Raw genomic sequence first — 22285 nt, 5'->3', positions numbered from 1 at the left:
ATGCCGTCTTTTCTCGATGCGTTGCCGGACGACCGGCTGTTGCTGGATGTGTCCCTCTGGTCGGCTGACCTGTCCGCGCTCGGTGCTGAGGCCGCCCGGATCAGCCCGCACGCCGACCTGCTGCACATCGACGCCTCCGACACCCACTTCATTCCGGAGCCGCTGTTCTTCCCCGACCTCATCCGCGCGGTCCGGCCGTACACCGATCGGCCGCTGCACGTGCACCTGATGGCGCACCGACCGACCCGGCTCGCGTGCGCCTTCGCTGACGCAGGCGCCGACCTGATCACCGTGCACGCGGAAGCCACGGGCGCAGCCGAGGCCGTTCGCGCCATTCACGACGCCGGACGGGCAGCGGGGATCGCGCTGATGCTCGACACCGACCCCAGAAACATCCGTGGTCTGCTCGCCAAGGCCGACGCGATCGTGCTGATCGGCACCCCGCTGGGCACCAAGGGCACCACCATGCAGCCTGCCGCCCTGGCCCGGATCACCGCGATGCGGCGGCTACTGGACGCCCAGCAGCAGGCAATCCCCATCATCGCTGACGGCGGCATCCGCCAGGACACCGTCGCGGCGCTCGCCGCAGCCGGCGCCAACGGTGTCGTCCCCGGGTCGTTGCTCTGGGCGAGCCATGACCTGCCCGGCACCGCCGCGTGGATCCGCTCCCACCAACCGATGCCGCCGGCATCACCCGAAAGAGAAGGGCCACGATGACCAACTCACCTGATCTGACGAGTTGGACGGTCAGTCTCGACCTGTGGGGCACGTTGATCGTGCACGGCGACCGGGCGGCCGTAATGGACTGGCGGGTGGCTGAGTTCACGCGCATCCTGGACGCGTTCGGGCACGCCAGACCGATCACCCAGATCCGCCACGCGGTGACGGCCGCCGATCGCCTAGCGCTTCACCAGCAGCGCCACGGCGGCGTTCAACCTACCGCCGGCGAGCTGCTGGCCGGCATCCTCGAACCGCTCGCGGTCACGGCGACGACGGAGATGCTCTCGGTCCTCGAAGTCGTGCACACCCACGCGAGTCTGCGCGGTTGCCCGCGCCCGATCGACGGCACGCAGGACGCGTTGCGTGCGCTGATCGGCACTGGCGCGCGGCTCGTGCTGACCTCGAACACCTTGTCGACCTCTCCCCAGGTGCACCGGCAGCTGCTTGACGACCTTGAGCTGTCGCCGTTCTTCGCCGACATGCTGTTCTCCGGGGAGCTCGGCATCGCGAAACCACGGCCGGAGGTCTTCGCCACGGTGGCAGAACGCGCGCACACCACACCGGACAGAGTGATCCATGTCGGCGACGACTGGCTCACCGATGTCCGGGGTGCCCTAGACGCTGGCTGCCGGGCTGTGCACTACCGGCCGACCGGCCGTCCGGCCCGACCTGGCGTTCCCACCATCGCCGCTCTCAACCAACTCGTTGACGCGGTGTCCGCCACCAGCCAGCCGGCCGGTGTCCTGTCCTCCTCGGAGCCGCGATGACCACGACCACATCGGCTGCCGCGTTGACCGTGCTCCCTGAGCACGTCGGCGCCGGCTTCCGCCTGTCCGACCTCCTGACCCGCCACCGCGACGGCGGGAACGCGGTATTCCTCAGCGACGCCGTCCTGCACCACGAGACCAGGGACGATCCGCTCCTCTACACCGCCCACCGCGACGTCCTGCCACGCCGCCATGTGCTCCGCACCGAATGGTGCGCCGACCTGGTCGAATACCAGCCTGGCGTGCTGCCCGGCGGGGAACTGCACCGCTCGACCGGGCACTGGAACACCCCGACGCAGCTGGAAGTGTTCCAGACCCTGACCGGCCGCACCCTGATGATCACCGCTTGGCGGACCGCCGCCGGCCAGCCGAATCTGCGATACCAGGAGTGCCCCGCCGATGCGCTGGCCGTGATCCCGTTCGGCGGCTGGCACCTCACCCTCGCGCTCGACGGTCCGGCCGCAGTGTTCAACTTCTACACCGACCTGCCCACCGCCGGCCACGAGCCCGCCGATCGGGTCCACCTCGACGCGGACAAGTACCGGCGCGCTCCGGCCGTCGAGATCACCGCCGAGCGGGCCGCCGCCGGATTCCAGCTCACCGGCGCCGCGCTGGCCACATGGGGTCCGGCACAGCAAGCAGTTGAGCCCACCTGGTTACGCCAGGCCCTCGATGGCGCGAGCCTGCCGGAGTTCTATCGCACGGCGAACCAGTCCTCGCTGGCCGCCCTGACCCGGCAGGCGCACCGCCATTTGCCCGCGCACACGCCGTGCGATTGCGAAACGGAGAGCCGATGACCTACCCCGCAGGTATCGGCCCGGCCGCGGTCGCCGCCGCCGGCCGCGCCGCGACCTTCCGGTGCGGCAACGCCACCGTCGCCCTCGACACCGACAGCGCACAAGCGCTGGTCGAGGCCCGTCGAGTCCTGTACTCCTACGACGAGCAACCCGCCGGACCCACCAACTGGCACATCTACCTCACCCTCGATCCCGACGTCGCAAACAGCGCCGAGGCCACGACGAGCGGACGGCGCTTCGACATCGGCCCGCAGACGTACGCCTATGAACGCCTCCCCGGCCCGTCGGGCACCTTCTGGGTGCCCGACCGGGGAACGCTGCTGCATGCCGACCAGACGGCAAGGACGATCCAGGTCCGGTGCGCGACGGCGGACGCGATCGGACTGTGGGCACCGCGACTGGTGCGCCAGGCGATGACGGGGCAACTGCTGGCCGAGGGAATGGTCTATGCCCATGCCGCCGCGTTCACCTGCACCGGGCGCGGCATCCTGATCGCCGGGCACCGCGGGCGCGGGAAGACCACCACCTTGCTGGCCGGGCTGCACCACCTCGGCGGTGACTACGTGACCAACGACCGGCTGATGCTGCACGCGAGCGACAACGGCCTGCACGGCCATCCCTGGCCCATGCCGTTGCGGGCCGGCATCGGCACGCTCGCCGCCCTGCCGCACCTGCGCCACCGCGTCCCCGCCAGCCAGCAGGCCTTGACGACGGACGAGAAGTGGACCTTCCCGCACAAGGTCGTCATCGAGCCCGATGACTTCTCCGACCTGCTGCACCGAGGCGGCAAGGTCGCCACCCAGATGACCCCATCCATGATGATCTGGCCGCACCTCGACCCCAGCCGATCCGAGGTCAGAGTCGAGGGCGTCGACCCCACCGAGGTGCACCAGACGCTGCTCAACACCCGAATGTTCATGCACGACCCCGAACGTGGCACCAGCGCACATATCAACCACTGGCTCGTGCCCGGCCCGCCCGACGAGGTCACCAACGCCCACCTGCACCGCACCGCCGCCGCGCTGGCCACGCTGCCCTGCTACCGCGTCCACGCCGGCGCCGACCCCGCCGCCCTGGCAGACGCCATCGGTGCGCTCCTCGACGCCAGGAAGCCACTATGACCCCCGCTCCTGCCACCTTCTTTCCCGCCACCACCGACTGCCTGCGCGCGTACCGGCTGCTGCGCGCCGCCTGCGAACCCCCCGGCACCCCAGCCGACGTCGACCTGGTCGACGAGGACATACAGCCTCTCGGCGAAGTGCTGGAGTACGCCATCGTCGCCAAGATGCTCTGCCTGTTCGCCGACTGGCTCGACCGCCACGGCCACACGGCGGGCCTGGCCCGGCCGATGCAGCAGTTCCTGCGGGGGCAGCGGCGGCTCAACACTCACCGCTGGCGCGTTCACCACCGCGAAGCCGCCCGCGTCATCACGATCCTCACCGGCCGCCGCGTCCCGGCCGCCGCGATCAACGGGATCGCGCACGCGAGCCTGCTCTACCACGGCGACGGATCCCGCCAGTCCAGCGACGTCGACATCCTCATCCCCGCCGAGGCCGCCGACGACGCCGTAGACGCCCTGACCGGCTGCGGCTACTACGCCACCGGGCGCCGACCCACGGCCCTACACCGCGACTTCGACGACCCCCTGGTTCCCGGCCTCACCCTCGACCTGAGCACCCGGCTGGCGCACACCAGCGACCCTGCCGACATCGCATCCGTCCTCGCCCGCCGTACACCCGCGCCGCCGCACGCGGCGGACCTGGAGCCGCTACCAATCCTGAGCCGTGATGACGGATTCCTCCACACGCTCGCCCGCGTGGCCGCGCAGCGCCGCTGGCCAGCGCTGGCCGACGCTCTGCGCTACAGCGCCCACCACACCACCACAACAACTGCGGCCACCGTCGTACCCGTGCCGGCACAGACCGGATGGCAGGTGCTGCGATCCTGCTGGCCACAGCTGCCCGAACAGCCGCCGCTGTCCCAGCCTGGAGTCGGTGATGCCGGCGGCATCACCCCTCAGCCGCCGGCCATTGGAGTCTGGCGATGATCGTGCAGTTGGCCGGGCTGCCGGGCACCGGCAAGAGTTCGCTGGCCGCCGCCCTGCGCGCACACCTTGGCCACGGTTGCCTGGTGCTCGACAAGGACCGCGTCCGGGCAGCGCTCTACGAGGCCAGCGGCCAGGTCACCTACAGCCGGGACCAAGATGACTTCGTCGTCTCCCTGCTGCACCAGAGCGCCCGCGAGCACCTGACCCGACAGCCCGCCGCCACGGTGATCCTTGAGCGCACCTGCACCCGCCGCTACCAGATCGACGAGGTGGTCCGGCTCGCGGCCGGACTGCACCAGCCGCTGGCGGTCATCAGGTGCTGGTGCCCCGATCCTGTCGCGAGAGCCCGCCTCGACGTCGACCAGCAGCACGGCCACCATCCCGCCGCCGACCGAGGCTTTCCCCTCTACCAGCGACTGAAGGCGACCGCGGACCCCCTCATCGTCCCGGCGCTGCACCTACGCACCGACACCACGGCAGCGCGAATCCTCGCCGCCGCCATCGACTACCTCCAAAACATGGCCGCAGCCTCCACCGCGGAGGAAGGAGCCGTCCGATGACAACCGACGTCCCCGTCATGCTGGACATCGCACTCGCCGCCGTTCGCCGCGGCACCCGCCGGCTGAAGACCCAGTCCGTCCAACAGGTCATCGCCAAGGGCAACCGGGACGCGGCCACAGACCTCGACCACACGATCGAACGCGAGATCCTTGCATTCCTGGCCGAGCGCACCCCCGACATCGACCGGTTCGGTGAGGAGTCGGGCGGTAACCCGGCTACCCCGAACCGGTGGGTCTTGGACCCCGTCGACGGCACCCTCAACCTCATCCACGGCCTACCGCTCTACGGCATCTCCCTGGCACTCACCGACGGCATCCGGCCACTGCTTGGCGTGATCAGCCTGCCCACACTCGACCGCACCTACAGCGGCGCACCCGGCATCGGCGCCTGGTGTAACGGCGAGGCGATCGCACCATCTGCCATCAGCGTCCTACCGGACGCCATGATCGCGATCGGTGATTACGGCACCGGCGACGACGCGCCGGAACGCAACGGCGTCGCCGTCGCCCTGCACTCCGCGCTCGCGCCGATCGTGGGGAAGGTCCGCATGCTCGGCTCCGCGGCCGTCGACCTCGCGCTCGTCGCCGACGGCACCCTCGACGCCAGCATCACCCTGGGCAACCGGGACTGGGATATGGCCGCCGGGGTCGCGATCGCCCGCGCGGCAGGCGCGGCCGTTACCGACACCGACGGCAGCCCACACGACAGCACGGCACTCACCACGATCGTCACAGCCCCCCGGCTCACCGGGTCCGTCCTGAACATCCTGGCCACCGCCACCACCGGAACTCGATACGACAGGAGGGCCGCCTCGTGCTGATCGCCTTCGAGGGACTGCCCGGTGCCGGGAAAACCACTCAATCTCGCGCCCTCGCCGCGTTCCTGTCCCACCGCCGCGCCGTCACCTATCTGCCTGACAACCTCACTCGCGACGCCGCGCCGCTCGGCCGCACCCTGCTGAGCCTGTTCGACTCCGGCGACCCGTTCTCCCGGCACGACAGCGTGGTCACCGACACCTACCTCGCGGCCGCGATCCGCGCCGACACCTACGCCACCCACATCGCCAGCGCGCTTGGCACCGGATCCACCGTCATCGAGGACCGCGGCCTGCACACCCTCTACTCCTACAGCCTCGCCGGGCTGCTGCAGAAGCACCGGACCCCACCGCAGGAGGCGATCGTCTGGTTGCAGCAGGTCGGCGCACTCGCCGGTCCGGCCGCCGACCGGTCGGTGTGGCTGCGACTTCCCTCCGACGACGCCATCGCCCGCGCCGAGCAGCGTCAGCGCCACCCGTACACCGACGAGCAGCGCGCCTTCCTGCGCTACGTCCACGACGCCTACACAGCCCTCGCCGAGACCGCCCCCGACCTACGAGTCGTTGACGTCAGCGGACTGAGTACGGATGACACGCATCAGGCGGTGCTCGCGGCCGTCGACGACCTGATCCTGCCCTCCGCCGACCTCTCCCCTATCTCGTGACGTCCCTCCCCGCGTCATGCGCCCCGTGCCGAAGCCCTGCCACTACCGTCGGGGCCCTACAGTCCGTTTCGTTCCGCCGAATTGGAGCCCAAGATTTCATGGCCGTGCCGCTCATCGACGTTCCCACTGACCTACTCGCCGAGCTCCGCCGCGTGCGGGCCGGTGCCGATGACGACCTTGACGCCGCGCTGTCGGCGCTGGATCTGCGCCCCCTGACGGGGGGCATGCAGAACGACCTCTACCTGTGGACGTCCCCGCACGGCGAGGATGTGGTGATCAAGCTGTACGTCAAGACTGACCGGCAGCGTGTGGAGCGAGAGTGGGCGGCCCTCACCCTGCTCGCCCCGCACCAGCTCGGCACGGTCCCCGTCCCGCTGTGGCACGACGACGCGCCGCCCGAGCCGGCGATCGGTATGACCCGCCTCCACGGGCAGCCGCTGCTGGAGGCCGCGGACCAGCTGGCCGCCCTACGCGCCCTCGCGCGCACCACCGCGCAGCTGCAGGCGGTGCCCCTTACCGGTCTACTGGCAAAACTTCCCCGGATCGACACCGGCGAGCACTACATGGTCCGCTTGACGCAATCGTGGCCGGAGCTGCTGGCTGGCCAGCCCAACGACCCCCTCACCCCCGCCATGCAACAGCTGCTCGCGGCCTGGCAGCGCAGCGGGGACGCGGACCTGGTCGCCGCGCCGGCCGCGCCGATACTGTCCCGCGGCGACGCGAACCTGCTGAACTGGATGACGACCGACAACGGCGCCGCCTGCGTCGACTTCGAGTATGCCGGCTTCAGCAACGTGGCCTTCGACGCCGCCGACCTCATCGAGCACATCTCCGGCCGCGCCGTCTCGGACGGCATCTGGACGCAGTTGCTGCCCGATCTTGGCGTCACCGGCGCCAACCGGCGCCAATTCGGCGCGAACCAGCGCACTTGCGCGCTGCGCTGGCTGGCAGTCCTGTGGAAGCAGCGCGACCGCCGCCGCGAGGAGTTCACTATCCAGCGCGAGCGGGTTGAGCTGCTTTTCAGCAGCGCCAACCCGTACGCCTGACCTTGCTCGCAAGACTCCGTCAGCCGCGTTCACGCGGACCCTATGGTCCGCGTGAACGCCTCCTCCCAGATGGGCAGCACATGGGCATAGTCGTGAGTCGCAGCCAGGTCACGAGCTGCCTGTGCCATCGCCTCCAAACGCGATGGATCGTCGCGCAGCAGCGTGATCCGGTCGACGAAGCGCCGGGCCACCACAGGATCCGCCGGGTCCCCGTCGATCAGGAAACCGGTCGCGCCGTCCAGCACCCGGTCCGGCAGGGCGCCCGCCGGCGAACACAGGATCACATCACCCGCCGCCGCAGCCTCCAACGCCGCGATGCAGCACGTCTCCGGGTAGGTGGTGGGATACAGGTAAAATTGTGCGGTCAGCTGCAACTCGATCAGATCGGGTTTCGCGACCCGCCCAAGGAACCGCACGCCGTCGGCCGACATCGAGGCCGCGCGCCGGTACAGATCACCCGCCCGCCGCTCATCCTCGTCCGCGGTGATCCCCCGCAGCAGATGGCTCGATGCGACGAACAGCTCGGCGCCCGGATACGCCCGACAGATGGACGGCCACATGTCCAGAAGCGGCTCCAGCCCGCGCTTCGGATTCGCGGCGTGCAAGAACCTCCCCGGCGCCTTCGGTAACCTCCGCGCATAATGCGATACGTCTAGCCCATCAGCGGTGACGACCCAATTCGCCGTCTCAGGATAGCCGAAGTGGTCCAGGTAGAGACGCCGCTGGAAATCAGAGAACGCGATCAGGATGTTGATTTCTCCGCTCAGCACCTGATCAAGAAGGCTCTCGTTAGGTGTCTTTAACCCAAGTTTTGCCACTCTGACGGGTGCGTTAAACCTTCCAGGGTCCACTCTCTTCGTGCGTACCCAGAATATGATCACGTCCCGGTATTCTTCAGGGCGCAGAGAAAGTAGTGGCTGCCAACGCGCGCCCTGATCCTCAAGACGGGGACAGTCGGCAAAAACTCGCACCTCGTGCCCCCTCGCCGCGAGCCCCCTGGCGGCAAGAACAAGCGCGGTCTCATTCCCGCCCAGGCCCTTGATCTCAAGGTCAGAGGGCTGCACGGGCAGGTAGCCCGGATGCACGATATCAATTCTCATGTAACCCCCATTGACATGTAACACCGCGCGCTAGGTGTCCGTGAACGCCAAGTCCACAACCGAGAAAAAGATTGATAGAAGGCTACACATGAGGCGGCGGAGAAACAACTACTCTGCGAGACAGCGGAAATGAACGTCCTTATACTCGACCTTGACGACACGCTAGTTGACGACACTCTCGCCACCCGCGAATCGGTGGTCCAAGTGCTCGCCTCAGCGGGCATGGCCGCCGATGCCACAACAGTGGACCAGGCGTTGTCGCACATTCGTAAGATGTGGTCACGCCATCCCCATCGCCATACCGGGCCACTTACCTCCGTCAGCGGGTGGGAAGCGTTATGGCTGCCGAGGAGAGGCTCCGGGCTCCCCGCGACCGTAGAAGCTTCGCTGGACATGCACGCGATCCAGGTCTGGGCAACGATCATGGAATCGCTAGGTGGCAACCCGGATCAGGCGATCACGATGGCCCGCGACTTCCGAACCTGCCGCCGCCGCGCCCTCCGGCTGTTGCCAGACGTCGACTCCGGAATGGAGATGCTCGGGCGGAAGCACAGCATCTGGGTGGCGACCAACGGCCTGCCCGCTCAACAGCACATGAAGATCGCCGCCACGGGGCTAAAGCCGCTCCTCGACCGGATCCTGATCTCCGGTGAGATCGGGGTGACCAAGGCTGATCCCCGATTCGCTGCAGCAGTCGGACGACTACTGCGGCAGGACGGGCAGCAGCTCTGCCTAGTTGTCGGCGACAGCACCACCCAAGACCTGCGTCTGGCGGACAACGGCGGTTGGCCCGCAGCCCACATATGCCCGGAAGGCGAGTGCGCCGCCGGCACGCCTCATGGCCCGGCCGTGCATCATGGACCGTCGCTTGCCCAGGTGAGAATGCGCTGCGACTGCTGACCAGCAGCATCGACTGCCACACCACCACCTGCACTCCGCCACCTCTGAGCTGAGCAGCTCGGTCGCCTTGGGGAGATGTGATGCCGCCGGCATCATTCGACACCGGAGCTAGCTGGCGTGGGAGCGACCCTCGGTCAGGGGCTCTGATGGCGACCGCCCGCAGGCCGGCAGCCAGGCTGACACTGGTAGGCCGCTCGATGCTGGCGTCGACCTGCACGAAGGGTCCGTAGCAGCCTCCGGAGCGCAACAGCCCGGCCGGTAGAGACGTCTCCGGCAGATCCATGGTGTATCAGACCTGTAAAGTTTGACGGCTGCTGGCAAGTCGGATCGCGGCAGTGGCCGTATCACCGCGCTGGCCCGGGCGACGGCTCATCGGTTGCATGGTCACGCCGCCGGTCGGGCGCACGATCGCTTCGTCGGCTTCGTAACCGGCCTGGCCGAGGAGGGGTTCCCCGGTGGGGAGGGTGAGGGTCCAGCTCGGCAGTTCGATGAGGTCGAGTCGGCTGCGTAGGTGGACCATCAGAGCCCGGCCGCGACCGGATCGCTGGTGTGTGGGGCGCACGGCAAGGTAAGCAAGCTGGTAGTGAGCCTCGGTCGGCTGCCTGCTGGCGATGACGTCGTCCAGGGCGAGGAAGTTGTCGGCGTGCGGGCCGGCGGCGGTGGCGAGGCGGGTGGTGTAGCTGGCCGGTGGCGGGAGCGGCCGGTACCGGTGGAAGCAGACCGTGGCGGCGGCGATGTCGCTGGTGACGTGGACGTCGCCGTAGAACATGGCGTGTTCGACCCAAATGGCGGCGACATCGGTCAGGACACGGCCGCGCTGTTCTTCGTCGGGTACCAGCCACGCGGCGATAGGGGTGGGTTGGAAGGCCTCGGCGATCACCGCGGCGACATGGTCCTTCTCCACCCATCGGGCGGCCCGGATTCGGTGCGTCACGTCGTGCTCCTTGCTGCTTGTCGTCTCGCCGGGTTGGGTGGCCGGCGGCAGGGGACGGGGGGCCCGCTGCCGCCGGCCACGGAGGACCGGTCGCCGCCCTACCCCCTAGGTTCGGCGGCCGGTCGGCTTGTCACCGCAGGTGCGTCACTACTGCGGCGGTGGTGGGTGAGGTGGGGCTGTTGGTGGCGGCACGGCCACGGTCCAGCAGGAGGATGTAGGAGAACAGACCGGGCCGAGGCCCGCCGTCGATCCATTCCTTCGCCGCCAGGAGTTCGCCGGTGGCCGGGTCGATGACCAATGTCGAGGTGGATCCGTCGGCGGCAACCTGGAAGGACAGTCCGGGCCGGCCGGCGAGGTCGGTCGTCGTACCCCGGTACGTGATGTGGGGGACGGCCGCCAGGACGCGTAGGGTCGTCGCTCGCTGCCGCTGGTCGAGATGATGGCTGGTGGCCAGTCCGACGACACCGCCGGCCAGCATCCTCGGATAGGCGGGCTCGTCGACCAGCTTGGGCGGGGCCAGCAGTTTGGCCAGCTCGCCGGGGTCGGCCGGGACTCCCCCGGGCAGGTAGGAATGCAGCTGACCGACCCGGTACCGGAGCGAACGCTGCGCAGCCTGAATGAGATCCTGGCGTTCCTCGGGCGTGGGCTCGTGGTCGACGCCACGCAGGTCCGGTGCCCGACGGATGATCTCTCGGCCGGACCCGTCGGCGTCGTGCCGCCAGCGCCGTACGTCGGTGCGGACGATCGTGTTCGTCGCGCGTGCCCATGTCTGAAGGTGCAGGTAGGTGTAGGGCAGCCGGCCGGTGGTGTCAGCGGGTACGGCGCTGACGGTGCTGGCGAGCAGTTCCAGGCGCTGCGGCGCGGTGAGCCCGGCGGCGGTGGCGGCCGTGGATGATGAGCTCGCCGGCTGCTGCGCGGCGGGCGGGGTGGCGTCCGGCCCTGCGGTGGCCGTGCCGGCGTTCTGGCACGCGGTGAGCAGGATGAGGCTGCCGCCGAGTAGCGCGGCAAGTCGGCCGCGCGCCGGGAGGGTCACATGGGTCATGGTTCTCGCGCCTTCAGTTGCGCTCACGGGCATGAATGACCCGGCGCTCGTAGGAGCCCAGGAGTACGCGGGTGTCGGTCATGAGGTCACCGAATCGGTTCGCGTCCTCGTGCGTGATGTCGGTCAGGCTGGGACGCAGGTGGCTGACGATGTCCGCGAGCAGCCGGCACCCGGGGCCACCGCCGGTCCAGGTTTCGGTAGCGCTGTGGATGCAGTGCTGCACTATGCCCTGGTTCAACAGCAGGGTTTCGGGATTGGCGGTCCAGGTCGCGCCGTCCAGGCCGGTGAGGGCGCGGTGGACCTGCTGCATGACGGTGTAGATGAGGGTGCCGGACTCGTCGTCAGGTGCCCGGTAGATCCGGGGTGGGGTGGGAGTGATGTCGGCGAGGACGAGCCAGCCGCCCGGGCGCAGGCGGGCGACCATCTGCTCGATCACGTCTGCCGGGTCGCGCAGGGTGCCGTGGGGCCAACGGGCCACGATGTGGTCGTACCTGCCGCTCTGGCCGGGCAGGAGGTCTCGGTTCGGGTCGCGCTGCTGAACGTCGATGACGGCGGTGCCGGCGAGCTGACTGGTGTCGGCGTCGACGGCGGTGACGGACCCGTTGCGGCCGACGAGCTGGGCCAGGCGGGCGGTGATCTCGCCGGTACCAGCGCCGACTTCCAGCACCTGCTGGTTGGTCCGGATGTCGAGTCGGTCCAAGACCGTGCGGATACTCGGGTTGAGCAGCTGATGTAGCGGCCCGGAATGGGCCTGCAGAGTGGTTGTCATGGCGATCCTCCGGTTGTCGGCGAGGTGGGTGATGCCGGCGGCATCAGGCGGCGCGGGGTGGTGACGGTCCTCCCGGTCATGGTTGGTAGACCGCGGTGGCGGCGGGCACGTGCGGGTGCCAGCGCAACTCGACGCGGTGTGGTGTGTGGACGAGGGTGTGGTCGACCATGCGGAGCAAGTGCTGGCGGAGGTCCGCCCGGGTCGACTGGTACCACCGGTTGTAGGTGATGAGGGGCCGTTCGGTGGAGGTGCGCCGATCATGGGCGGCGGCGTCTCCGACGACGAGGGCCTCCAGAAGCCCGGCGTCATAGAGCGTGAAGCAGAAGCAGACGTAGAAGCGGCGTAGCGGGGTGGCGGAGTAGGGCTGGAGTGTCTGGCGGCAGGTGGTGCAGCTGGCCAGGTCGGTGAGCAACCACAGGCTGGTGTCGTCGTCGGTCATGGCGTCACCGGCCGCATGGTGATGGGTGGGGTGGTTGGCGACGGTGTTCGGGTCAGCGTCGCCAACCACCCGCCGCTACCCGCAGCGGGGTGTGCCGTGCGGGCGGCGGTGCCCACCGGGCGCGGCCGGGCCGTCGCGCCGGGTGAACGGTGGCGAGGCACGGGGGTGACCTCGCCGGGTCGGTGATGATCGAGGTTCGCAGTCATGACGGTGTCGATGTGGTCGTCGGGACGGTGAGCAGGTCGTGGAGTTCGGTGGGGTACTCGCGGATGTCTTCGGTGGCGAGGTGGCGGATGATGCGGGCACGGTCCAGGACGGCGATGTCGTGCGCGACCTGGCAGGCCAGGGCGAGGTTCTGCTCGGCGAGCAGAATGGCGGTGCCGGCGGCGGCGAGGCCGGTGATGATCGTCGCGAGCTGACCGACGATGGCGGGGGCAAGTCCCTCGGACGGCTCATCGAGCAGCAGCACGTCCGGGGCAGCGACCAACGCGCGGGCCAGGGCGAGCATCTGCTGTTCGCCTCCCGAGAGCTGATCAGGTCGGTGATGGCGCCGCTGCGCCAGTGCGGGAAACAGGTCGAGCACCTGGCGGACGTCGACGGTCCTGGATCGGGTGGGGTGTGCTCGGGGCAGGGCGAGGTGTTCGTCGACGGTGAGCCCGGCGAACAGGCGACGGCCCTGGGGGACCATGCCGAGGCCGGCACGGGCGCGACGGCGGGTGTCGCACCCGGTCAGGGCCTGCCCGTGCAGGACGATGTCGGTGCCGGGTCCGGCGGGGTGCAGGCCGACGATGGTGTTGATCAGGGTGGTCTTGCCGGCGCCGTTGCGGCCGACGACCGCGGTCACCCGCCCGGCCCGCACGTCGAGGGTGATGTCGGTGAGCACGGGCGCGCCGGTGTAGCGGGCGCTCAGGCTGCGCACCCGCAGGACGGGCGTCCCGGCCACGGCGGCGGCCGTGGACGGGCTGTCACGGGCGCTGCTCGCCGCGGGACTGCTCGGAGCGTCGGTGCCGAGGTAGACGCGTCGCACGTCGGGGTGTTCGCGGATGTCGGCGGGAGCCCCGGTGGCGATGTGCTGGCCGTGGTGCAGCACGGTGACGGTGTCGGCGACGGCGGCGACGAAGTCGAGGTTGTGGTCGACCAGCAGCACGGTGATGTCGTCCGGCAGCGCGCGGATCAGCTCGGCGAGGCCGGTGACCTCGCCGGTGGCGAGGCCGGCGGAGGGTTCGTCGAGCAGCAGCAGCCGCGGCCCGGCGGCCAGCGCGACGGCGATCTCCAGGCGGCGTTGATCGCCGTAGGCGAGCTCACCGGCGGGCCGGTCGGCGTGCGCGGTGAGGCCGACCTGGGCCAGCGCCGTGTGGGCGGCGGTCACGGCGCGTGGCTGGTGCCGTAGAGCGGCGAGGCGCTGCCCAGGGACGGCGAGCAGCACGTTCTGCATGGCGGTGAGCGGGCGGGCGACGGCCGGGTGTTGCCAGGTGCGGGCGATCCCGGCACGGGCCCGGCGGTGCGCCGGCCAGCGGCCGATGTCGTGTCCGGCGTAGAGGATGCGCCCGGAGGTTGCGCGCAGAGTGCCGGCGACGAGGTGCAGCAGGGTGGACTTGCCGGCGCCGTTGGGGCCGATGATCGCGTGCCGGGCCCCGGGCCGCAGCTCGACGCTGACCTCATCGACAGCCCGGCGGGCGCCGTAGGAACGGCTGACGGCCTCCAGGTGCAGGAGTGCGCCGGTCATGTCCGCCTCCCGGGGAATCGGATGGTGAGGCCGGCCAGGCGGTGCCGAGGCAGGTAGGCCAGCAGCAGAAACGCCAGGCCGAGCAGGGTGGGACCGTGGCCGCCGAGCAGGCCGCCGACCCAGTCCCGGGCCGCGACGAGGAGGACCGCTCCGGCGCAGGCGCCGATCATGCTGCCGGAGCCGATGAGCGCGGCAGCCAGGGCGAGGGCGGAGACGCCCATGGCCGCGTCGGCGGGCGATACGTACCGGGTGACCGCGATGGCCAGGGCTCCGGCCGCGCCGGCGATCCCCCCGGCGATCGTGTACGCGGCGAGCAGCAGACGGCCGGTGCGCTGCCCGGCCGCTTGCACCCGAGGCTCATGGGCGGCGATGCCGCGCAGCAGCAGAGCGAAGCGGGTCCGGATGAGGATGGCGACGGCGGTGCCGACGAGCAGGGCGCAGACCAGCACGTACAGGTACACCCAGCCGGGCCGCACCATCGGAGACAGGCCGGGCAGCGCCACGACGGGCGGGGCGTGGACACCTTCGCTGCCGCCCGATGCCCACTGGTTCGCGGCAGCGTGGACGAGCTCACCCAGACCGAAGGTCACCATCAGGAAGGTGGTGCCCCGGGCTCGCACGGCGAGGCAGCCGGTGACGGCGGCGGCCACCGCCCCGGCGGCGGAGGCCGCGAGGAGTTGGATGGGACCGAGGCTGGTCAGCGTGGCGGTGCTCGCGGCGGTGTACGCGCCGACGGCCAGGTAGGCGGCTTGTCCCAGCGGTGCCAGTCCAGCCCATCCCACCAGCAGTTGGGCGCTCATGGCGAGCACGGCCATAACCAGGGCGGTGGCAGCGAGGGAGACCACGTATGCGTTGACCAGCCACGGCAGCGCCACCGCCGCGACCAGGGCCAACGCCCCGGCCGCAGGCGTGCTCCACGGCGGCACCACCCAAACACGTCGGGTCGGGGTGTCGGTGACAGGAGTGGGGGTGAGGGTGGTGGTCATGCGGGCCGCCCCGGGAGTGCGGTGCGGTGCCGGACGGTGAGCGCGGCGAGCATGGCGGCGGCGAGGATGAACGCGGCAGCGCCGGGGACGACCGCGACGCCGAGGGTGAGGGCCTGCCCGACGCCGAGCGCGGCGAGCAGGGCACTGCGGATGCTGCCGAGCCCGCCGACGACGCAGACGATCAGCGAGTAGACCAGGATGGTGGTATCCACGCCGGGAGCCGGGCCGATGACCGGTGCGCCGAGCACCCCGGCGGTCACCGCGAGGACTCCCCCACCGACCAACACGGCCGCGCGGACGGCGCTCGTGCGCAGACCGGTGGCGGCGGCCATGCCCGGATCGGCGACCACCGCGCGCACGACCGCTCCGGCCCGGGACCGCTCGACGAGCCAGAACAGCAGCACCACCACCGCGAGGCCGATCGCGATGAACAGCAGACGGTAGATCGGGTACTGGTAGTCGCCCAGGCGGACCGAGCCGGCGGCCGCCCGGGGCGGATTGACCGAGCGCGGCTCTGCGCCGAAGACCGTGCTGAACTGGTCGGCGGCGATGTAGGCGATACCGAGGGTGGCCAGCACCTGGTCCAGCGGCCGATCGGTGAGGGGGCGTACGACGGCGGCGAGGCCCGCTCCCCCGAGGGCGCCCACCGCCGCGGCGGCGGCCAGGGCGAGGGCGAGGCCGGTCCAGCCGCCGTCGGCGAGGTGCCAGGCGAGGTAGGCGCCGGCGAGGTAGAGGGTGCCGTGGGCCATCGAGAACACCCCGGCCACGCCGACGATCAGCGTCAGGCCGGCGGCGATGGTGAACAGCAGCAGCCCGTACGCGACGCCGTCTAACGCGGTGATCGTGTAGGGGTTGACGAGCCCGCTCAGGCCCACGGCACTCCTCCTCTCCAACAGGGTTGGTCAGGCCCGGGCGGGGCGACGGCCGACGGTGGTGTGCATCAGGTAGCCCGACAGCATCAGATCGGGGTCCATCAGCACCTGCCGCAGCTCGGTCAGGTCCTCGCGGGTCATGCCGGCGGCGAGCAGTTCCGGCTCGCGCTGGATGGAGTTGCTGCGGTGCAGCAGGCAGATGCCGGTGCCGCCGCGCCACGACCGGGACTCGATGTGGCTGGTGACGTCGACCAGGCCGGCGCGCAGCATCGCCTCCGGCGCCCGCTTGGCCCAGCCCATGTCCGCCCCCCGGGACTCCCCGAAGGCGAGCAGGGCGTCGTGGAACTTCTCGATCAGCTCACTGGCGCGGGGGCTGGGGCTGCGGCGGATCATGTCCCGCCATGTGCAGTCCCAGTCCGCCACCACGAGCACCCCACCCGGAGCGAGGGCCTCCATCAGCCGTGCGAGGATCTGCTCCCGTTCGGGCAGGTGCATCAACACCAGCCGGGCCACGACCGCCTGCTGCGACCCGTCCAGTTCCATCTGGCGGATGTCGCCGGCCCGGACGGTGATGTTGGGGCTGGCCGGGATGTGGCGGGGGTCGAGGTCCACGGCGGTGACGTGCCCGCCCGGGGCGACCTGGTCGGACAGCCAGGCGGTCAGTGTGCCCGCCCCGGCGCCGACATCGGTGACGTTCCAGCCCGGCGTCAGCCCGGCATCGGTCAGGATCCGGCGGGTGCCGGAGTCGAGAATCTCGCCGAGGTATCGCAGCTGGTTGGCGGCCTCGTCGGTGGCGTTGTCGAACATGTACCCGGCGGTCTGCCCGCCGGTGGTGGTCGTGGTCATCGTGTCGATCTCTCCGTCTCAGGAGCCGAGGGTGGTCAACGTCTGCACGGTGCGGTTGACCCACACCTGCCCGTCCTGGGCGACCTCGCGCAGGTAGTACGCCTGCACAGGCGTGTGGTTCTGCGACCCGAACTGCCAGGCGCCCCGGGGCGAGTCGATAGACCCGACCCGCGACAGCGCCGCCGTCAGCGACCGTGAGGTCAGCTCACCGCTCGCCCCGCCCGTGCTGGCGGGCGACGCGGCCGGGCTGACCGCCGTGGCGTTGCTGGGCGTCGGCGACGTCGTGGTGCCAGGCGTGGCCGCCGGGGCATCGGGGCGGGCGAGCGCTTCGGCGATGGCCTTGTCCAGCACGAGCGCCGCGTCCCACCCGCAGACGTGATAGAGATTCGGCAGCTTCCCGTCGTTCGCCGCGGTGTAGCGGCGCACGAAATCCCGGTTGGCTGCGTTGTCCAGCGTGGTGGAGTAGTTCAGGGCGGTGTAGATGCCCTTGGCCTGCTGCCCCAGCGCCGTCAAGGACGGGCCTTCGGTGAGAAACCCCGAGGCGTACAGCGGTACATCCACGCCGTACTGCCGGTACTGCTTGACGAACTCCACCGCGCTGGCACCGGCGTAGAAGGTGTAGACCGCCGCCGCCCCGGACTCCTTGATCTTCGTCAGGTACGGGGAAAACTCCGTGGTAGGGGCCGGCGCCCATGGCGTCCACGTCGGCTCCCCGCCAGGGTTGGCCAGCTTCCCGCCCGCCTTGCGGAACGCGTCGACGAACCCGCCGATCTGGTCGCGTCCGCCGATGTAGTCCGGGCCGATCACCCACACCCGGCCCTCGCCCACCTTCTGCCGCAGGTAGGCGGCGATCGACGCGCCGGTCTCCTGGCTCAACCACGACGTCGACCACAGGTAGGTCGGGTCGGCGACCGTGGATGGCCGGCCGCCGGTGCCGATCAGCGGCACCCCGGATTCCTTCAGCAGCGGGTACAGGGTCTGTACCGTGTCCGCGGTGCCCCCGCCGACCAGGGCGAGGACCTTGTCCTGCTCGATCAGCTTGCGCGCCGACGCGAGCGCGGTGGCCTTGCCGTCGCCCTCGTCGGCCTCGATCACTCTGACCGGTCGGCCGCCGAGCTTGCCGCCCAGCTTGTCCAGGGCCAGCCGCCAACCGGCGGCCTGGTCGTCGCCGATCGCCTTGTAGGGGCCAGACTTCGGCACGATCAGCCCGATGCGGATCTCCTCGTTGGTGTTGTCCGAGCCGCCGAGGCTCGACCCGGTGCAGCCGGAGATGGCGAGAAGCAGGGCGGCGGTGGCGGCGGCGATCGCCAGTCGCCACCGAGATCGGCGGGTGCTTCTTTGAGGGGTCACGGGAGTGGGAGTCCTTTCGTCGAGGGGTGCGTTTCAGGAGGGAGCGGGCGTGAGTCGTGGCCGCTGGGTTCGGAGGCGATGAGGTGACTCCTTGCGCGCAGGGGTGATGCCGGCGGCATCACGTGGGGGCGATGACCGGCGCGGGCGGGAGTGACGAGGTGGTGCAGGATGGCCAGGACGGATGCGGGCTCGGTGGCGTCGCAGGTCAGCACTGGGACCTGGGCGGCCACCCCCAGGGCCTCGCGGATCTCGTGGCGGTTACGCGCACCGCCGAGCGGTCGGTTGATCGCGACGACGTACGGCAGGTGGCGGGCATCGAAGTAATCCAGCACCGGATACGAGGTAGGAAGGCGGGTAGCGTCGACCAGCACCACGGCCCCGACGGCGCATGCGGTGAGCTGGTCCCACATCCACCACCAGCGCCGCTGGTCGGGAGTGGTGCGCAGGGCGACTCTGACACCGCTGGGCAGCGTGGCGTAGCCGATCTCCCACACGCTGCCCGGGTCGCCTGCCAGCATCGCGTAGCCGTGGCTGGCGGCCCGCAGAAAGCAGGTTTTTCCTACTCCCGGGCCGCCGGCCACCAGGACCGTGATTACCGAGGCCCGGCCGTCGTTCGCGCCGGTGTCCCTGTCCATGCTCATCACCGCCAGCACCGGGTCAGCCGGCTACGCGCGGTCCCGGCTTGACCTGCTCACCGATGCGCGCTGCGAGCGCCGCCAGCTCGTAGGCGACCAGGGACGGGTCACAGTCGGCGCGGGCCAGCGCTGCCAGCGAGGTCCCGTCGGGCACCTGCTGCACCACGAGGATCCCGTCGCGCATCATCAACATCTGGAACTGCACCCCACCGGTCTCCAGCAGATCAGCGGCGCCTCGGGCCAGACTCACCAGACCGGACACGATCGCCGCGAGCTGGTCGCCCCGGTTCACGTCTAGCCCGGCGGTGCTGGCCAGCAGCAGGCCATCAGCAGATACCGCGACGACGTGCGCCACGGCCGGGATCTGCTTGGCCAGTCCGTCCAGCACTGTCGACAGCTGGGAACTGCGGGGGGTCGCGGCAGCAGTGGAGCTCATCAGCGTTCTCCTGTCGAGAGGGGGGAGATAGGAGGGGTGACAGATGCGGCCCGCAGGCCGCGTAGCGTGCCGGCGACCTGAGCGCGGATCGCCGCGGGATCGATCGGCGCGGAGGGCTCGGAGGGCGGGCGCTGCGTCGGCAGCCCGCCTGGGACCACATGCGCTTGCGGGCGGCGTCGAGGCAGACCGGACGTCGTGCGCCCGTCGGTGGCCGGCTCCGCGGTGGACGCCGCTGCCTGCCATCCCGCGTCGGCGGCGGTCCGGAACCCGCCATCGGCTTTGTCCTGCGGCCACAGCCAGGGCGACCGTGCCGCCATCTCGCGGAACACGGGGGTGTCCGCCGGCCGCGAGCTGCCCGCAGGCAACGGGAGCGGCCGTCGCTCGCGGCGCACGAGCGGCAGCTCCATCGTCGCGTCCGGCGACGGTGACGCCACAGTCGGAGACGGACGGGTAGGACCAGTCCAACCGGTGCCAGTTTGGGGTACCGACGGAGCTGCGGACGGCGCCGGCACAAGGGCCGGGTTGGCCGCTGGCGTAGGAGCAGGCAGGGGTCGCCGCTGGACCTGGCTCGGCACGATGATCTCGCGTACGTGTACCCGTGTTACGTACTCGGCCGGCACAATCACCTCGGCCGTGATCCCGGTTGGCTGGGTTCTGTTGAGGCGCACGCGCACTCCGAACTCGCGAGCCAGACGGGAGATCACCACGAGGCCCATCTGATCGGCGACCGCGACGTCCATCTCCGGGCTCGCCAGCAACTGGTTGGCGCGCTCCAACTGCTCGGGGGCCATCCCGAGACCGGAATCCGTGACAAGGATCTGCACGTCACGCCCAGACCACGCGGCGAACACCCGCACCTGGTCGGCGGAGAATCGAGTCGCGTTGTCCAGCAGCTCCGCGAGGATGGACTTGATCGCGTCGACCGCGCGCGCGTCGATCTCGACCTCGACCAGCCGATCCAGAATGATTCGTGCAAAACCCTCGATTTCCGACAACGCCGCGTTCGCCAGGTCGCCGAGCTCGACCGGTTGACGCTGCGATTGGCCCGGGCCGCCACCGGCGACAATCAGCAGGTTGATCCCATAGCGGCGCAGTCGAGTCGCCTGCTGATCAGCGGCGAACACCTTGGCCAGCCGGTCCGGGTCTTCCTCGTCGCGTTCGAGATTGTCGATGCTGCCCAGTAGTTGCTCGGTCAATGCCTGGACCCGCCGCCCGACCGAAGTGATCATGGCGCTGACCAAGGCGCGGCCTCGCGCCTGATCTACCGTCGCGTCAACCGCCGAGCGCAACACCAGGTTGAACGCGTCCGCGACCCGGCCCACCTCATCCTGGCCGACGACCGGCACCGCTACTCCGCCAGCGCCCTCGGCCAACCGCTGCGCCGCCGCGGGATCAGAGGTCGCTTGCAACCGTCCAACGAGGCCCGGCAGTTCCACGTCCGCGACTCGTCGCGCACCCTGTTCCAACATCGAAAGCTGACCGACCAGCGACCGTGCCACCCGCAACGCAGTCAGAACCGCGACCGCCAACATCACCGTCAGAACACCGGCCTGCAATACAGCCGCGCGGACCTGCTTCATCCACAGGTCATCGGCGGTAGCTCCGATGTCACCGCTCACTTCCGTCTGCACCTGGGCCAGCAGGCCAGCCCGAGTCGTCATCACCCGGCTCCACTGCTCGGCGCCACCCGGCAGTCGTACCGGCTCGTACACGCCGGTGCCCGACACCGCCCCATCCAGACGCACCGCGGCCAACACGTCTCGGCCGGTCAGCGTCCGTCCCAGCAACACCTGCCACGATGGCCGCGCCAAGGCGTCGAACTCGCGCAACGCCTCGTCCTGACTTGCCCGCGCGGCAACGACCTCAGCGTGCAGAGCGGGCGTCAGTCGTCGTGCCGCCACGGCTTGCAACACCGCTACCTGCTGCTGGCCTACCGCTTCACGAGCGCGAGACAACGCCGCCGATGCACGCATCTCATCCGAAAGCTGAGGGGTGACACCGCTCTGCGCTACAGCGGGCAGAAGGTCGTCCAGGTCGGCGACGATCCCCCGGTAGCCGAAGGCCACGGCCGACAGCGACACCAGCCCTTCTCCGCGCACTCGCTGCCGCTGAGCTCTCATATCCGCCAAGCCGGCGTCCACCCTGGTGAGTACCACCCGCACGGACTCCGGGAGATCATCGAGTCGGTCACGCCGCTCGCGGAACCGTGATACTGCTCGATCCGTGTCTTGGACGGCGCGCTCGAAGTCGGCAGAGGTGACCTTCGATCCTGGCAGCAGCAAACCCACGGCGGCGATGCGCTCGACCTGCAACCGCTGCGTCACCTCTGCGGCTGCTGCGCTAGCGCTGAACATGTTCCCGGCGCGACGCGCAGCTCCAGCCTCTTCAACCGAGGACCAGAGCCCGAATCCTGTCGAGAGCACCGCAGCCAGCACGGTCGGCACCACAATCAGTGCCGCTTTGGTCCGGACCGGCATGTCTGCCAACCGCCGCGCTCTCACCGCGGCGCCTTGCCTCGCAGCGCTCTGCAACCCCATCACCCCTGCGCTCATCCCGCTGTCGTCGAGCTGTAAGCCGCCGCTGCGAGGGCGGCTCACACCGTCCGCCGTCCGGCAGCCGTGGTGGAGGGCGAGATCGACCCTCCGCATGAGCTGCACCAGCCGCTGGATCTCTTCCGTACAAGGAAGCCAGCCGCGCCACCGAGGACCAGCCCGATGAGGAAGACGACGGACAGCACAGCCAGTTCCATGAAGATCCTCTCGACGCCGAGCCCTGGACCGACGGATCCGGCCAGCCCGGGACGGTGGAAAACCCCTGGTAGAAGGGCCGATGT

23 protein-coding genes are annotated in these 22285 nt (G+C 70.1%); 10 read left to right on the top strand and 13 right to left on the bottom strand.

The annotated features are described in order from the left end of the window. The 9 genes from GA0070616_RS00615 to GA0070616_RS00575 all read left to right on the top strand — a co-directional run bounded on the left by GA0070616_RS00615 (nt 1) and on the right by GA0070616_RS00575 (nt 7417). A complete protein-coding gene (locus GA0070616_RS00615; protein WP_091074776.1) occupies nt 1-717 on the top strand; it encodes an IMP dehydrogenase in 717 nt (238 codons plus the stop codon). Continuing rightward, nucleotides 714-1487: an HAD family hydrolase gene (locus GA0070616_RS00610; RefSeq protein ID WP_091074775.1), complete on the top strand. Its 774-nt coding sequence runs from the start codon at nt 714-716 to the stop codon at nt 1485-1487. Before GA0070616_RS00615 ends, GA0070616_RS00610 begins: the two co-directional genes overlap by 4 nt. Beyond that, complete coding sequence (locus tag GA0070616_RS00605; protein ID WP_091074773.1) at nt 1484-2284, top strand: hypothetical protein; 801 nt, start codon at nt 1484-1486, stop codon at nt 2282-2284. The genes GA0070616_RS00610 and GA0070616_RS00605 overlap by 4 nt, the downstream gene beginning before the upstream one ends. Then, the gene (locus tag GA0070616_RS00600; RefSeq protein ID WP_091074771.1) at nt 2281-3405 is read left to right on the top strand and encodes a hypothetical protein; all 1125 of its coding nucleotides are present in this window, start codon (nt 2281-2283) and stop codon (nt 3403-3405) included. Before GA0070616_RS00605 ends, GA0070616_RS00600 begins: the two co-directional genes overlap by 4 nt. Next, a complete protein-coding gene (locus GA0070616_RS00595) occupies nt 3402-4331 on the top strand; it encodes a nucleotidyltransferase family protein (protein WP_091074769.1) in 930 nt (309 codons plus the stop codon). The genes GA0070616_RS00600 and GA0070616_RS00595 overlap by 4 nt, the downstream gene beginning before the upstream one ends. Then, the gene (locus GA0070616_RS00590; RefSeq protein ID WP_091074767.1) at nt 4328-4891 is read left to right on the top strand and encodes a P-loop nucleotide/nucleoside kinase family protein; all 564 of its coding nucleotides are present in this window, start codon (nt 4328-4330) and stop codon (nt 4889-4891) included. Before GA0070616_RS00595 ends, GA0070616_RS00590 begins: the two co-directional genes overlap by 4 nt. Further along, on the top strand, nt 4888-5712 hold the full coding sequence (locus GA0070616_RS00585) for an inositol monophosphatase family protein (RefSeq protein ID WP_091074765.1): 825 nt from the start codon (nt 4888-4890) through the stop codon (nt 5710-5712). The genes GA0070616_RS00590 and GA0070616_RS00585 overlap by 4 nt, the downstream gene beginning before the upstream one ends. Beyond that, nucleotides 5706-6371, top strand: coding sequence for a dTMP kinase (locus tag GA0070616_RS00580; RefSeq protein ID WP_091074763.1), 666 nt, complete (start codon nt 5706-5708; stop codon nt 6369-6371). The genes GA0070616_RS00585 and GA0070616_RS00580 overlap by 7 nt, the downstream gene beginning before the upstream one ends. A 104-nt stretch (nt 6372-6475) precedes the next feature. Next, nucleotides 6476-7417 carry a phosphotransferase family protein gene (locus tag GA0070616_RS00575; RefSeq protein ID WP_245712585.1) on the top strand — a complete coding sequence of 314 codons (942 nt, stop codon included), beginning with the start codon at nt 6476-6478 and terminating at the stop codon, nt 7415-7417. A 29-nt stretch (nt 7418-7446) separates the two neighbouring features. Here GA0070616_RS00575 and GA0070616_RS00570 read toward each other — a convergent pair whose 3' ends face one another. Continuing rightward, entirely contained in the window at nt 7447-8517 is a 1071-nt protein-coding gene (locus tag GA0070616_RS00570) for a glycosyltransferase family 4 protein (RefSeq protein ID WP_091074759.1), read from the bottom strand. A 129-nt stretch (nt 8518-8646) separates the two neighbouring features. Here GA0070616_RS00570 and GA0070616_RS00565 point away from each other — a divergent pair, with 129 nt between their 5' ends. Further along, nucleotides 8647-9417, top strand: coding sequence for an HAD family hydrolase (locus GA0070616_RS00565; RefSeq protein WP_091074757.1), 771 nt, complete (start codon nt 8647-8649; stop codon nt 9415-9417). A gap of 289 nt (nt 9418-9706) precedes the next feature. Here GA0070616_RS00565 and GA0070616_RS00560 read toward each other — a convergent pair whose 3' ends face one another. From GA0070616_RS00560 to GA0070616_RS00505, 12 genes are all read right to left on the bottom strand, one after another. Next, complete coding sequence (locus tag GA0070616_RS00560; protein ID WP_245712584.1) at nt 9707-10297, bottom strand: GNAT family N-acetyltransferase; 591 nt, start codon at nt 10295-10297, stop codon at nt 9707-9709. Nucleotides 10298-10481: 184 nt separating this feature from the next. Beyond that, entirely contained in the window at nt 10482-11393 is a 912-nt protein-coding gene (locus GA0070616_RS00555; protein WP_091074753.1) for a hypothetical protein, read from the bottom strand. Between the two features lie 13 nt (nt 11394-11406). Then, nucleotides 11407-12093 carry a class I SAM-dependent methyltransferase gene (locus GA0070616_RS00550; RefSeq protein ID WP_245712583.1) on the bottom strand — a complete coding sequence of 229 codons (687 nt, stop codon included), beginning with the start codon at nt 12091-12093 and terminating at the stop codon, nt 11407-11409. A gap of 145 nt (nt 12094-12238) precedes the next feature. After that, the gene (locus GA0070616_RS00545; protein WP_139128811.1) at nt 12239-12601 is read right to left on the bottom strand and encodes a hypothetical protein; all 363 of its coding nucleotides are present in this window, start codon (nt 12599-12601) and stop codon (nt 12239-12241) included. Nucleotides 12602-12803: 202 nt separating this feature from the next. Next, the gene (locus tag GA0070616_RS00540; RefSeq protein ID WP_091074747.1) at nt 12804-14327 is read right to left on the bottom strand and encodes an ATP-binding cassette domain-containing protein; all 1524 of its coding nucleotides are present in this window, start codon (nt 14325-14327) and stop codon (nt 12804-12806) included. Further along, nucleotides 14324-15313: a branched-chain amino acid ABC transporter permease gene (locus GA0070616_RS00535; RefSeq protein ID WP_091074745.1), complete on the bottom strand. Its 990-nt coding sequence runs from the start codon at nt 15311-15313 to the stop codon at nt 14324-14326. Before GA0070616_RS00535 ends, GA0070616_RS00540 begins: the two co-directional genes overlap by 4 nt. Beyond that, a complete protein-coding gene (locus tag GA0070616_RS00530; protein ID WP_091074743.1) occupies nt 15310-16188 on the bottom strand; it encodes a branched-chain amino acid ABC transporter permease in 879 nt (292 codons plus the stop codon). The genes GA0070616_RS00535 and GA0070616_RS00530 overlap by 4 nt, the downstream gene beginning before the upstream one ends. A 27-nt stretch (nt 16189-16215) precedes the next feature. Beyond that, a complete protein-coding gene (locus tag GA0070616_RS00525) occupies nt 16216-17031 on the bottom strand; it encodes a class I SAM-dependent methyltransferase (RefSeq protein WP_091074741.1) in 816 nt (271 codons plus the stop codon). 18 nt (nt 17032-17049) lie between these two features. Continuing rightward, nucleotides 17050-18381 (bottom strand): ABC transporter substrate-binding protein, encoded by a 1332-nt coding sequence (locus tag GA0070616_RS00520; protein ID WP_091074739.1) that lies wholly within the window; start codon nt 18379-18381, stop codon nt 17050-17052. Beyond that, nucleotides 18378-19034: a hypothetical protein gene (locus tag GA0070616_RS00515; protein WP_245712582.1), complete on the bottom strand. Its 657-nt coding sequence runs from the start codon at nt 19032-19034 to the stop codon at nt 18378-18380. The genes GA0070616_RS00520 and GA0070616_RS00515 overlap by 4 nt, the downstream gene beginning before the upstream one ends. Before the next feature lie 4 nt (nt 19035-19038). Then, entirely contained in the window at nt 19039-19452 is a 414-nt protein-coding gene (locus GA0070616_RS00510) for a roadblock/LC7 domain-containing protein (protein WP_091074737.1), read from the bottom strand. Next, entirely contained in the window at nt 19452-21989 is a 2538-nt protein-coding gene (locus tag GA0070616_RS00505; protein WP_425412909.1) for a sensor histidine kinase, read from the bottom strand. Before GA0070616_RS00505 ends, GA0070616_RS00510 begins: the two co-directional genes overlap by 1 nt. Nucleotides 21990-22285 lie beyond the last annotated feature (296 nt).

Origin of the sequence: Micromonospora nigra, assembly GCF_900091585.1 — a bacterium.
Classification (GTDB): Bacteria; Actinomycetota; Actinomycetes; order Mycobacteriales; family Micromonosporaceae; genus Micromonospora; species Micromonospora nigra.
Note: the sequence above shows the minus strand (reverse complement) of the source record. Positions and strands in the feature narration are given on the sequence as shown.